The organism is Pseudomonas sp. FG43 (assembly GCF_057809175.1).
This window is the reverse complement of sequence record NZ_JBMDJL010000025.1, coordinates 49,360-62,667: the sequence shown is the minus strand read 5'-3', so window position 1 is coordinate 62,667 and position 13,308 is coordinate 49,360. Positions and strand designations below refer to the sequence as shown.

10 protein-coding genes and 1 pseudogene are annotated in these 13,308 nt (G+C 58.9%); 5 read left to right on the top strand and 6 right to left on the bottom strand.

Going from position 1 to position 13,308, the window contains the following annotated elements; translation table 11 throughout:
- Positions 1-9: 9 nt before the first annotated feature.
- From ACODS3_RS23675 to ACODS3_RS23665, 3 genes are all read left to right on the top strand, one after another.
- The gene (locus ACODS3_RS23675; protein ID WP_489036548.1) at positions 10-1,152 is read left to right on the top strand and encodes an efflux RND transporter periplasmic adaptor subunit; all 1,143 of its coding nucleotides are present in this window, start codon (positions 10-12) and stop codon (positions 1,150-1,152) included.
- Positions 1,149-4,247, top strand: coding sequence for a MexW/MexI family multidrug efflux RND transporter permease subunit (locus tag ACODS3_RS23670; protein ID WP_489036546.1), 3,099 nt, complete (start codon positions 1,149-1,151; stop codon positions 4,245-4,247). Before ACODS3_RS23675 ends, ACODS3_RS23670 begins: the two co-directional genes overlap by 4 nt.
- A 209-nt stretch (positions 4,248-4,456) precedes the next feature.
- Positions 4,457-5,881 (top strand): short-chain fatty acid transporter, encoded by a 1,425-nt coding sequence (locus tag ACODS3_RS23665; protein ID WP_201020467.1) that lies wholly within the window; start codon positions 4,457-4,459, stop codon positions 5,879-5,881.
- Here ACODS3_RS23665 and ACODS3_RS23660 read toward each other — a convergent pair.
- The 4 genes from ACODS3_RS23660 to ACODS3_RS23645 form a co-directional block, all read right to left on the bottom strand.
- The gene (locus ACODS3_RS23660; protein ID WP_201020468.1) at positions 5,851-6,351 is read right to left on the bottom strand and encodes a MarR family winged helix-turn-helix transcriptional regulator; all 501 of its coding nucleotides are present in this window, start codon (positions 6,349-6,351) and stop codon (positions 5,851-5,853) included. The two genes, ACODS3_RS23665 and ACODS3_RS23660, sit on opposite strands and share 31 nt — an antisense overlap.
- Positions 6,352-6,455: 104 nt before the next feature.
- Entirely contained in the window at positions 6,456-6,782 is a 327-nt protein-coding gene (locus ACODS3_RS23655) for an antibiotic biosynthesis monooxygenase family protein (protein ID WP_201020469.1), read from the bottom strand.
- Complete coding sequence (locus tag ACODS3_RS23650; RefSeq protein WP_489036543.1) at positions 6,779-7,513, bottom strand: CTP synthase C-terminal region-related (seleno)protein; 735 nt, start codon at positions 7,511-7,513, stop codon at positions 6,779-6,781. Before ACODS3_RS23650 ends, ACODS3_RS23655 begins: the two co-directional genes overlap by 4 nt.
- A gap of 99 nt (positions 7,514-7,612) precedes the next feature.
- Complete coding sequence (locus ACODS3_RS23645; RefSeq protein ID WP_201020471.1) at positions 7,613-8,545, bottom strand: 2-hydroxyacid dehydrogenase; 933 nt, start codon at positions 8,543-8,545, stop codon at positions 7,613-7,615.
- A 233-nt stretch (positions 8,546-8,778) separates the two neighbouring features.
- Between ACODS3_RS23645 and ACODS3_RS23640 the strand changes: the two genes are divergently transcribed.
- On the top strand, positions 8,779-9,933 hold the full coding sequence (locus ACODS3_RS23640) for a glycerophosphodiester phosphodiesterase (RefSeq protein ID WP_201020472.1): 1,155 nt from the start codon (positions 8,779-8,781) through the stop codon (positions 9,931-9,933).
- Between the two features lie 133 nt (positions 9,934-10,066).
- The gene (gene pssA / locus ACODS3_RS23635; protein ID WP_201020473.1) at positions 10,067-11,410 is read left to right on the top strand and encodes a CDP-diacylglycerol--serine O-phosphatidyltransferase; all 1,344 of its coding nucleotides are present in this window, start codon (positions 10,067-10,069) and stop codon (positions 11,408-11,410) included.
- A 264-nt stretch (positions 11,411-11,674) separates the two neighbouring features.
- Here the strand turns inward: pssA and ACODS3_RS23630 are convergent, their stop codons facing one another.
- Entirely contained in the window at positions 11,675-12,649 is a 975-nt protein-coding gene (locus ACODS3_RS23630; protein ID WP_489036540.1) for an aldo/keto reductase, read from the bottom strand.
- A gap of 61 nt (positions 12,650-12,710) precedes the next feature.
- Positions 12,711-13,289 (bottom strand): annotated as a pseudogene (locus ACODS3_RS23625) (DNA polymerase ligase N-terminal domain-containing protein); the annotation flags it as partial.
- Between the last annotated feature and the right edge of the window lie 19 nt (positions 13,290-13,308).

Genomic DNA, 13,308 nt, shown 5'->3' with positions numbered 1-13,308 from the left:
AAAATCCCAATGATTGATGTCGGTGCAGCGAGGCGCCACCCTCTCATTCTCCTGCTGTTCTCGGGGCTGATCATTCTGGGCGGCCTCTGGACGTTTCGCACGAGCACGGCCCAGCCAGTGGACACTGCTGCAGTGAAGCCTGTGAAGGTAGCGGTTGCCCAGGTCGATAGCGCGCCGTTCACCGACTATCTGGAAGCCATCGGCGAACTGGAGGCTTTCCAGGAAGTCAGCGTACCTGCCGAGGTTGGTGGACGTATCGTCGACCTGCCCATCCGCTCAGGGCAACAGGTCGAGCGCGGTCAGGTGCTGGTGCGTCTGAACGATGCACGCCAGCGTGCAGACCTGGTGCGCCTGCAAGGCAAGATGAAAAACAGTCAGGCACGTCTGCAACGCGCACGCCAGCTCACCTCCCTCGATGCGATGTCTCGGCAGGAAGAAGGTGATGCACAAAGCGAATATCTGGCTGCAAAGGGGGCCTTGCAGGCACTCGAAGCCGAAATCGATCAGCTCACCATCAAGGCGCCCTTTGCCGGCACTCTGGGAATTCGCCAGGTGCATCTGGGCCAATATGTCACGCCAGGACAAACCCTGATCAATCTGGTGGGCAACGAGGGTTTCTACGTCAACTTCAGCGTGCCGGAACATGCCCTGCCCCACATCCAGCCCGGCCGGCCGCTGGAGGTCATACTCGACGCCCTGCCGGACCAACCGATAACGGGCATGGTCACGACACTGGACCCCATTCTTGACCGCTCGCGCATGATCAACGTTCAGGCACGCCTGCAACAGCCGCCCGAGACGGCACTGCCGCGCATGTTCGCGCGAGTGAAAGTGCCCCAGGCGCAGACCAGGGATGTGTTGACCGTACCGGAAACGGCAATCACCTATAACGCCTATGGCGAAGAGATCTATGTGCTTGAATCGGGACCGGATGCCCCGCAGGTCCCCAAAGTACGTCGGGTAGCAGTGAAGACCGGCGAACGCCGCGATGGTCGGGTCATCATCGAGCAGGGTGTGTTGCGCGATGACCGCGTGGTGGTTTCGGGGCAGTTGAAGCTCAGTGACGGTGCCGTGATCGAACCGGTGGGCAAGAGCGTGCTCGACACTTCGGCCTCGCACCGGCATGACACCTTCAAGGGAGCTGAGCTGTGAAGTTCACGGATGTCTTTGTCAAACGCCCAGTGCTTGCACTGGTGGTCAGCCTGTTGATCGTACTGGCCGGGCTCAAGGCCTATCAGGACTTGACGGTTCGTCAGTATCCGCTTCTGGAAAGCTCGACCATCAGCGTGAGCACCGAGTACCCCGGCGCACCGGCCGAACTGATGCAGGGGTTCGTGACCCAGCCTCTGAACCAGTCCCTGGCCTCGGTCCAGGGCGTTGACTACGTCAGTTCGTCATCGGTGCAGGGACGCAGCCTCATCACCTTGCGTCTGGGGCTGAACCAGGACTCAGGCAAGACCTTGAGCGAGGTGATCGCCAAGGTCAATCAGGTCAAGTATCGCTTGCCCGAACAAGCCTATGACCCGGTCATCGAACGTTCCGCCGGGGATGCCACAGCCGTGGCCTACGTAGGCTTTTCAAGCGACCGCATGAGCGTGCCCGCGTTGAGCGATTACCTTGACCGGGTTGTTCAGCCACTGTTTTCCGGCATTGACGGCGTGGCCAAAGTCCAGACATTCGGCGGCCAGCGCCTGGCCATGCGGCTCTGGCTGGACCCCGTACGACTGGCTGGCCACGGCATCAGCGCCGAAGATGTCGAGCGGGCGATCAAGGCCAATAACTTCCAGGCAGCGCCAGGCCAGATAAAAGGCCAGTACGTTGTCAGCTCGATTCAGGTCAACACTGACCTGAGCAGCCTGAAAGACTTTCGCGACATGGTCATCAGCAATCATGCAGACCGTTTATTGCGCCTGCGCGATGTGGGCAGCGTAGAGCTGGGGTCGGCAGCCTACGAAACCAGCGCTCTGATGGACGGCAAACCCGCCGTGCATCTTGGCCTTTATGCGACACCGGACGGGAACCCGCTGTCGATAGTTGCAGCCATCAGGCAACTGCTGCCCGAAATCGAAAAGACTTTGCCACCGGGAGTGCAGGTAGCCCTGGCCTTTGAAACCGCAAATTTCATCCACGCCTCTATCGTCGAAGTGATCGAAACACTTATCGAGGCCACGCTGATCGTAGTGCTGATCATTTATCTGTGCCTTGGGTCGGTACGCAGCGTACTGATCCCCATTATCAGCATCCCGCTGTCAATGCTCGGTGCGCTGGGACTCATGGCGCTGTTCGGGTTCAGTATCAACCTGCTGACCCTGCTTGCCATGGTGCTGGCAATCGGGCTGGTAGTGGACGACGCCATTGTGGTCATGGAAAACATTCACCGCCACATCCGCGAAGGCCGCACGCCCTGGGAGGCTGCGCTGGTGGGCGCACGGGAAATCGCCTCTGCAGTCATTGCCATGACCATTACCCTGGCGGCCGTCTACATGCCGATCGGGTTGATGGCGGGCCTCACAGGCGCACTGTTCAAGGAGTTCGCCTTGACGCTTGCCGGCTCGGTGCTGGTGTCCGGAGTCATTGCGCTGACCCTGACTCCCGTCCTTTGCACCCGGCTATTGCCATCCGGACAGAACGAAACGCGCATGAGTCAGCGCGCCGAGGCTTTTTTCAGGCATCTGTCCCGACGTTACCAACGGGCACTGATCACCTCGCTTCGCCTGCGTGGCATCGTTCTGGCCTTTGCAGCGCTGGTCCTGGTCAGCCTGCCCTGGCTGTATGGCATGGCCGCCAAAGAGCTGGCCCCCAACGAGGATCAGGGCAATCTGCTGCTGGCGATCAAGTCACCGCAAAACGCCAGCCTCGATTATGTGGAGCGCTATGCCTACCAGTTGAGCGACATCATGAGCCAGCTGGACGAAACATCCAGCACCTGGATCATCAACGGTACCGATGGGGTGGCAGCCAGTTTCGCCGGCGTCAACTTCGCTTCGTGGGATGAGCGCACACGCAGCGCCGTACAGATCCAGAGCGAGTTGCAGCATGCGGTGGATGATGCCGAAGGCAATGCCGTCTTTGTATTCCAGTTGCCAGCCTTGCCGGCATCAAGCGGAGGTCTGCCCGTGCAGTGGGTCATTCGCACGACCCAGGACTATCGCGTACTGCACGAGACAATGGAGGATCTTAAACAGCGGGCGCGTGACAGCGGGCTGTTCGCGGTGGTCGACAGTGACCTTGCGTTCAATAATCCGGTAGTCCGGGTGCGCATCGACCGCAGCAAGGCCAATAGTCTGGGCATTCGCATGCAGGACATCGGTAACACCCTGATGGTGCTGATGGGCGAGAACTACACGAATCGTTTCGGGCTGCAAGGGCGTTCCTATGACGTCATCCCCCAGAGCTCGGCAGGCCAGCGCCTGACACCTCAGGCCCTCAACAATATCTACGTCAGTACCGATCAGGACCGTCAGATACCGCTTTCCAGTGTGGTCACCCTGGAACGTGACATTCAGCCCAATGCACTCAAGCAGTTCAATCAGCAGAACGCTGCGACCTTCCAGGCCATTCCGGCACCGGGCGTCAGCCTGGGACAGGCTGTGGCGTTTCTGCAGGCACAAGGCGAAAGCCTGCCGGCCGGTTTCAGTCAGGACTGGCAGGCCGATGCCAGGCAATTCATTCATGAAGGCAACTCATTGCTGATCGCCTTCCTGTTTGCCCTTGTGGTGATTTTCATGGTGCTGGCCGCTCAATACGAAAGCCTGATCGATCCGCTGATCATCCTGATCACCGTGCCGCTGTCGATCTGCGGAGCACTGATTCCACTGGCCATGGGGCTGGCAAGCGTAAACATCTATACCCAGATCGGCCTGGTCACCCTGGTGGGGTTGATCAGCAAACACGGGATTCTGATGGTGGAGTTCGCCAATGAGTTGCGGGTGCTCAGAAGTTGCACGGCGGCTACAGCGATCGTGCAGGCATCGCGCATTCGCCTAAGGCCGATCCTGATGACCACGGCGGCGATGGTCGTGGGTCTGATCCCTTTGTTGTTCGCCAGCGGAGCGGGCGCCAACAGCCGCTTTGGCCTCGGTCTGGTGATCGTTGTCGGCATGCTGGTGGGCACCCTGTTCACGCTGTTCGTGCTGCCATCCATTTACACAGTGTTGTCGCGTGTTCACACGCCTCATGGCAGCCGGGGTACGCTGAACACCCAAGCGAGTCCAGTCGCCAGCAAGCTGCCTCCCACGGCCCTCTGACTGGCTTGCAACACTTAACGCATGCAGAGCCAATGAATTCCCGCCGAGGGTTTCAGGTAGAAAAACGGGCAAGGTCGGCAAGGCCTTGTCCATGACAGGATTTGCTAGCCTTGAGCGTGGAGGCTCGCTGGCGATCCGACTGGCCTGGATGCCCGTACGACAAATCAGAGAGCCCTCCTCCCATAACAATAATCAGAGGTACTCTCCACGTGGCCACTCATATAGAAGAAAGCCGCTCCGCCCGCTTTGCCCTGCGCTGTGCCGCCTGGGCCGAGCGCTGGTTCCCCGACTCCTGGGTCTTTGCCGCACTGGCGGTAGCCATCGTCACTCTTGCGACACTGGCCATCGGCGCCAGGCCGGCCGAAGCGGCCAAGGCGTTCGGTGACGGTTTCTGGAGCCTGATTCCCTTCACCATGCAGATGGCTTTCGTGGTCATTGGTGGCTATGTGGTCGCCAGTTCACCGCCTGCGGTACGTCTGATAGACCGGCTTGCACGTATCCCGAAAAACGGCCGCTCCGCCGTGGCCTGGGTGGCACTGATTTCCATGCTGGCTTCGTTGCTGAACTGGGGACTTTCGCTGGTGTTCGGCGGGTTGCTGGTGCGCGCCCTCGCCCGTCGCACCGACCTGCGCATGGACTATCGCGCCGCTGGCGCTGCGGCTTATCTCGGGCTCGGCGCAGTCTGGGCACTTGGCCTCTCGTCATCGGCGGCACAGTTGCAGGCCAACCCTGGCAGCCTGCCGCCGTCGATTCTGGCGATCACTGGCGTGATCCCCTTCACCGAGACTATTTTCCTCTGGCAGTCAGGCGTCATGCTCGCAGCACTGGTGGTCATTTCACTGATCGTCGCCTATGCCACGGCGCCCGGCCCGAATACCGCCAAGGATGCCAAGGCCTGTGGCGTTGACCCGGCCTTCAATCTGCCGCCCTTGCCACCACGCTCACGGCCCGGCGAATGGCTGGAATACAGCCCGCTGCTGATCATACTGATGGTTTTGCTGGGTGCAGGCTGGCTGTTCAACGAGTTCTCGACCAAGCCTGCAATTACCGCGATTTCAGGGCTGAACACCTACAATTTCCTGTTCATCATGCTCGGCGCACTCCTGCACTGGCGCCCGCGCAGCTTTCTGGATGCCGTAACCCGCGCAGTGCCAACCACCACGGGCGTGCTGATCCAGTTCCCGCTCTATGGCTCGATCGCCGCATTGCTGACCACCGTCAAAGGCAGCGATGCCCAGACCCTGGCGCACTATATCTCGACCTTTTTCACCAGCATTGCCACCCACGACACCTATGCCGTACTGATGGGCATCTACTCAGCGGTGCTGGGATTCTTCATTCCGTCGGGGGGCGGCAAGTGGATCATCGAGGCACCCTATGTGATGCAGGTCGCCAATGAACTGCAGTATCACCTTGGCTGGGCCGTGCAGATCTACAATGCGGCCGAAGCCCTCCCCAACCTGATCAACCCGTTCTACATGCTGCCACTGCTGGGTGTGCTGGGGTTGAAAGCTCGCGACCTGATAGGCTTCTCGTTCGTGCAATTACTGGTGCATACGCCGCTGGTGCTGGTCTTGCTGTGGGCGCTCGGCACAACGCTGACCTATATCCCGCCGATGATGCCGTCACCATAATCGGCCACCGGAACCAGGCCCAGCAACTGGCGCAACTCATGAGCGCGCTCTGTCCCCAGAGCCGTCTCATAGCAACGCTGGGCCTCTTCCCACAAGGCCTGGGACTCAAGCAGTTTATCCACGCCGCTCTGGGTCAGGCGCACCCGGCGGCTGCGCCTGTCGTCGGGGTCCACCTCAACGGCGACAAACCCTTCACGCTCCAGTGGCTTGAGATTCTGGGCCAGGGCCGAACGGTCCAACACCAACAACATGGCCAGTTCAGTCATGCTCAGGGCCTGATTACGGGCGATCTGCATCAGGATCGAGCGTTGCGTCGAACGCAGGCCGCAAGGCGCCATGATCGCGTCATACAACTGGCAGATACGCCGACTCGCCCGGCGCAGGCTGGTGGCATGACAGATCACCTGAGCCGGGATCTGCAAGCCTTCGGGGATACGCAACACGGCAGGCTGGACCGTTTTCTCGTTCATGAGGGCTCCACACAAAAGCGGCTTTGTGGCTGAAAGAACGCAATGCTGGCATATCCCCGCAGATTCAGACAGAGCCAGAGGGCTGAATCATTGTTTCAGTTTATCTATGCCTCGAAAGCATAGTCCCGCTCGACCTTGCAAACCCGCGTGGTACAAGCCTGATACCAGTGAGCGCGTCCCAGCTCTCGCACCTGTGCATGTTCGATGTGCTGCTTCCACGCCAGGATCGCTTGCTCATCGGTCCAGTAGGAAACGGTAATACCCAAGCCGTCTTCGCCGCGTGTCGACTCCACCCCCAGAAAACCCGGTTGCTCCCTAGCCAGTTCGACCATCCTGTGGGCGGCCACTTCATACTCATGGGCTCCTTGCAGCGTGCGCAGCGACGTGAAGATCACCGCGTAATAAGGTGTTGGAAAGCGGGCGGCGATCATGAGCATGCTCCTTCAGCGCGATGGGCACAGGCCCGAACGAAAGTTGTAACCAGCGCGGGAACCACGCCCTGAAAGGCAGCCCGCTCCGGCTGGAACAGCGTGGCGACAAAAAACGGATGGCCTTGCAGCTCGATACTGCGGATATCCCCTTCAGGTCCGCGCCCACTGATTTTCAGCGCATCGCCAAACATCGAGGCTTCCAGTTCAGGGCGCAAGCCATAGCTGCATCGATAGCGTTCAGCGATTTCAGACACACCGTAGGCCTTGGCGATCAACGAATCGGATACGAGATGAATGGGAGCCGTGGCCTCAACCAACGAACAACTCAAAGGCGTAATGATGGCGTGAGGTGAATCCGGTGAGGTTTCGCCATGCTCGGCATCCTGCCAGCCCAGGTGATTGCGTGCATATTCGATCAAGGCATGCTGAAATCCGCCACAGGTGCCCAGAAAGGGTATCTGCCGCTCACGCGCAAAACGGATAGCATTCAACGCGCCCTGCATATCCCGATAAGGACTGGCGGGTACGCACCAGATACCGTCGAAACCGGCGAGGATTTCGCCCTCACCGATCCCCGGTGTCGGCAGCCATTGATGTTGCACCTGAACACTGACAACCTCGGCCACCATGTTCAGCGCCAAAGGAATTGCCTGATGCGCTGGCACTTCTGCATCGAAATCCCCCACCAGACCGATTCGTAGCGTCTTGCCTTTCCCGTCCAGCATGTCCATCTCCCCCCATGTAATGTTGGGGGGACTATAGGCGTGCCTGAGCGCAATCAGAATTGGCACTCAGGCAAGTATTCATTGCCTGAGTGCATATTCAACTCCTCAGGCATGAACAGGCGTCAGAACCGGCTGCCCCGAGAAAAACGCCAGCAGGTTCTTGTTGACCATCAAGACCATATCCTTCGATGCCTCGGGGGACAGACCGCCGACATGGGGCGTCAGCACGACGTTATCCAGAGCCTTGAAGACATCCGGCACGTGCGGCTCGTCATCGAAAACATCCAGGCCTGCACCGGCGATCCGGCGCTGTTGCAAGGCCTCGACCAACGCTTGCGTATCGACGACGCTGGCCCGGGCGATATTCACGAGATAGCCCTGCGGCCCCAACGCATCGAGAACCTGAGCATCGATCAAATGCAGCGTGCCATTGCCGCCCGGTGTCGAAATGATCAGGAAGTCCGAAGCGGCCGCCAGTTCGAGAGCAGTCGCATACCACAGGTAATCCACATCATTGCGCGCGTTACGGTTGTGATACTGGATAGACATGTCGAATGCCTGAGCCCGCCTGGCAATGGCCAGCCCGACCGCTCCGAGCCCTACAATCCCCAGGCGCTTGCCGGCAAATGACGGGCACGTGACCTTGCGCCACTCACTGCGCCGCACAGATGCATCGTTCTGAGGGATATCACGCACGATCGACAGCAACAGCGCCATCGTATGGTCAGCCACGGTCGGCGCATTGACCCCGGCGCCATTGGTCACGGTAATGCCGCGTGCCTGGGCAGCCGCAAGGTCGACCTTCTCATAACCGGCACCCGACACACAGATGATCCGCAAATGAGGCAGCGCGTCCATTTCCTCGGCAAACAGCCCCAGAGGTCCGCGGGTCATTACAGCGGAAATTTCATGGCCATGCTCAGCAATGGCCTCGGCACGCAAAGCGGCCGTGGGCGCACGGATCAAGCGAAAACCGCTGCTCTCCAGAATCGGCAAATATTCATTAACGCTCTCGACCAGTACCAGTACCGTCGTCATGCACTTTTCCTTAACGGGTCATGAAAAGACTGACAGTAACGCGACTTGGGAAGATTGGGCAGAGGAGATGCTCTGTGTAGTCTTAAAAATCAATTCATGCAGGAAAAGATCTGAGGTTGCCAGCGTTGGCTCATACGCGATTTGAATCGTCATCCCATTTCCTGTAAATGCTGTTAATGCTTCACGCTGTGGCTTCGTCATGACCCTTCATGCAAATAAGGAACAAGCAGATCATGCAAGGATTTTCCCTATTCCCGTCTCACAAAAAACCTTTGAACCGTTTGTTGGCAACCGCACTTATGGCGGGTGTGATGCTGTCGGCAGGTACGGCATCGGCAGCCGATGCTCCGGGCAAGGTGATAAGTGAGAAGAACGGTTTGCCCTGGCCTGCGGTCATTGCGCACCGCGGGGCGTCGTACGATGCGCCGGAAGAAACCATCCCGGCCTACACCCTGGCACGGGATCTGGGCGCGGACTATCTGGAAATGGACCTTCAGCGTACCAAGGACGGGGTATTGATTGCCCTGCATGACGACACACTCGACCGCACCACCAATATCGCCCAGGTATATCCGAAACGCAGCAAGGACCCGGTCAGCAGCTTCACATTGGCTGAACTCAAGGAGCTGGATGCCGGCACCTGGTTCAACAAGGCCTATCCGTCACGCGCCCGCGACAGTTACGCGGGCCTGCAAATTCTGACCCTGGATGAAGTGATCGATATCGCCGAAGGTGGCGCGAACAAACCGGGCCTGTATATCGAAACCAAAGTCCCTGCCCAGTTTCCGGGCATCGAAGCCGACCTGAAGAAAGCCCTGGCCAAGCGCGGCTGGCTCAGCCCGCGTCCGGCAGCGGCGGCAGGTCATGTGAATGTCGCCCAGACACCGGGGCGCGTAGTGTTGCAGACCTTCGACAAATCCAGCCTGGTACTGCTGCAAAAGGAAATGCCCAAGGTTCCCAAAGTGCTGCTGCTCTGGATTGGTGAAGGCTCGATAGAGCCCAAATCCAACGTACCTTTCAAGGACTCGGGCTTCAAGGACAAGGCCAGCTATTACGCCGCACAGGAAATCAAATCCCAGGAAGAATTCGTGGCCTGGATCGACTGGGCCAAGGCCCATGGTGCCATCGGTACTGGCCCATCCTCGCAGCTCACCGATGGCGGCGACCAGAGCTACATGGATCTGGTCAAGCCATGGATGAACAACGTCACCCACGACAAAGGCATGGTGGTTCATCCCTATACCGTGGATGAAGCGGTGGACTTCAAGCAGATCAGCGCTGCGGGGGCCGATGGCTTCTTTACCAACCGCACCACGGAACTCCTGAAGTTCTATGGCCGTCCTGCCAAAGACAGCATCGATGCGATTCTCAAGCGTAACGGCTACTGATCGAACCACAGACTGCGCCACTCAATGATGTCTGAACATTACAAACAGACATCATTGAGAAAGAGTTCAACGGCGACCTTGTGTCGACTCTGGTGTAAGCTCGTGCGCTGCTGGTTATCCCATCGAGAGGCTTATGCAGTCCAACTTCCGACGCTCGTCCCTGGCAGCGCTTCGCGGTTTTGCCTTGTCCGGCGATGCCATCACCATCGTTCCTTCTGCCGCTGACTATCGACGCTGCCTGCTGGAGAAGATCGCTTCTGCCACCCGGCGCATCTACATCATCGCCCTGTATCTGCAACAGGACGAAGCCGGCCAGGAAATCCTCGACGCTCTGTATGCCGCCAAGGCCGCACGCCCCGAGCTGGACGTCGTGGTGCTGGTCGACTGGTTTCGCGCACAACGGGGCCTGATCGGAGCGGGTCGCCAGGCAGGAAACTCGGCCTGGTATCAGGCGCAGAATCTGGAATACGACGAGGAAGTCCCGATCCATGGCGTGCCGGTGCAGACCCGTGAACTGTTCGGTGTGTTACACCTCAAGGGCAGCGTGATCGACGACTGCGTCATCTACAGTGGCGCCAGCATCAATAACGTCTATCTGCACAAACTCGACAAATACCGTCTGGATCGTTATCACCTGATCCAGAACAAACAACTGGCCGACAGCTTCGTGGACATGGTGCAGCGTGAAATCCTGCCTTCGCCTGCCGTTCACCGCCTGGACCTGCAATCACCTCCCGACTCCCGCAGCTTGCGTGGCGAAATCAGGGCTTTTCGCAGCAACCTGAAACGTGCCGCCTACGAAACCAGTGCAGGCGACAAGGAAAACGGCGAGCTGCGCATCATGCCTCTGCTGGGCGTCGGCCCGCGTAATCCGCTCAACCGGGCCATTTGCGACCTGATCGCCGCCAGCAAGACACAACTGACGATCTGCACGCCTTACTTCAACATGCCGGTGGCGGTGACCCGGGAAATCAATCGCGCTCTCAAGCGTGGAGTGAAAGTCGACATCATCATCGGCGACAAGACCGCCAACGACTTCTTCATCCCTCCAGAAGAACCCTTCAAGGTCATCTCAGCCCTGCCCTATCTGTATGAAATCAGCCTGCGCCGTTTTGCCCAGAAGCATAAGAAGGCCATCGCCCAGCACCGGTTGAACCTGCATCTGTGGAAGCATGGCGATAACACGTTCCACCTGAAGGGTGTATGGGTGGATGATCGCTATACCTTGCTGACCGGCAACAACCTCAACCCTCGCGCCTTCAACCTGGACCTGGAAAACGGCCTGCTGATCGATGACCCGAAAGGCCAATGGATCGAACCGCGAGCAGAAGAGATTCAACAGTTGATGCAAAACACACGGCGGGTCGGCCAGTACGACGAGCTGGATACACTGGCCCATTACCCTGAAGGCGTGAGCAAGTTCCTGCGCAGGGTCAGCCGGGTCAGGATCGAGCGTTTGCTGTACCGGATTCTGTAAGTAGCGGCTTTCACGACTGAAGTCGCTCTCAACAGACACAAACGCAACATCATGAATTAAAAAGCTTTTCTTTAGGAGCGTGCTTATCCTGGGCGGCACTCCGACGATCGGCTGCGTAGCCGTCGTAGATTTTGCGAGCGCTGCGCACTCGATCGCGGACAAGTCCGCTCCTACATCGCCCTCTGTTTACTGCGCGACAGCGCGGTGCCAAGGCGGAGGGTGATCTCCTACAGAATTCGTAGGAGCGAATTCATTCGCGAATCGTCAGCCCACCAACGCAATCAACTGCTGCCTCTGCGCATCGGTCAGCATCGGGCCGAATCCCGCCCCGGCATTCTCGGCCATATAGCGCGGGTTGCCGGTGCCGGGAATCACGCAGGTCACTGCGGGGTTGGCCAGCAGGAACTTGAGCGCCAGTTGCGGCCAGCTGTTCACTTCCACCTGTGCGGCCCATGCAGGCAAAGGCTTTTCCTTGAGCCGCGAGAGCAGACCGCCGCCACCGAACGGTCGGTTGCAGATCACCGCCACTCCACGTTCCCGGCACAGCGGTAGCAATCGCTTCTCGGCAGCACGATCATCCAGCGCATAGTTGATCTGCAGAAAATCCAGCGGCTCGGCCTTGAGTACAGCCTCCACTTCGTCATAAGCCGACGAGGTGTAATGGCTGATCCCTATGTAACGAATACGCCCTTGCTCCTTCCATTCTCGCAGGGTCGGCAGATGCGTCCTCCAGTCCACCAGATTGTGGATCTGCATCAGGTCGATGCGTCCGGTCTGCAACAACCTGAAAGACTCCTCCATCTGAGCAATGCCTTCCTTGCGTCCGCGAGTCCAGACCTTGGTCGCCAGAAAAGCTGGCGAGCGCGGTTCGTGAATGGACAACAGCTCGCCCGTCGTCTGCTCGGCACGGCCATACATGGGCGAGCTATCGATGACGCTGCCTCCCGCCGTAAACAGTGCATCGAGCACGGCACGCAGTTGCTTGTAGGCAGGGCTTGAGGTCGCAACATCGAAACCACGATAAGTGCCCAACCCGACCACGGGAATGGGTTCGTTACTGGAGGGAATCGTTCGGGTCAGCATAGTCTTGCCTTCCTGGGTCAGCTTCGAGGGTGAAGACGGAGAGGAAATGGTCGGCGGCTTATCGCCCGCGGCGGCGGTATCGAACGCCATCGCTGCTGCGGTACCGGCAGCCAGAGTGAGCAGCCGCCTGCGAGTGAATCCGGTCGATGAGTTCATGGCGTTCTCCTGGTGCATCCACATCTTCTGCGTGATGCGCTGCCTGTTTTAGCTATCAGTGACGTTCCTTGCCCACTTGCGCGCCACTGATAACGCTGTACGGTTGCTCGCGAGTGATGTCGTACTCGGCAATCGGTCGGGCAATGGCGTCCTTTTCCTTGATCAGCAGCCATTGCTCCTTGTCACCACTGCCTTTGAAGCGCATGCGGACCAGAGCCCAGTCTCCTGTCAGCTTTTCCCCTGTCAGGGTGAACTTGAGCTTGCCTTGCCGGTAGGCCTCTTGCGGATCGCCATGGGGTTGCCAGATGCCACGATCCCAGACAATCACGTCCCCACCACCATATTGTCCCTTGGGAATAGTGCCCTCGAAGCTGGCGTAGCCCAGCGGGTGATCCTCCACATGAACTGCCAGACGTTTTTGCGTCGGATCCAGGCTAGGCCCTTTGGGGACAGCCCAGCTTTTGAGAGTGCCATCAAGTTCCAGACGGAAATCGTAATGCAGGTTGCGCGCATCATGTTTCTGGATCACGAAACTCAACGCCCGGGTGCGCGCCTTGCCTTTCTTCTGCAAATCCTGCGCAGGCTCGGAGGTGATTTCAAAGTTGCGCTTGCGGGTGTACTCGCTGACAGGCTTGGCCATGATCAGTTATCTCCAGACC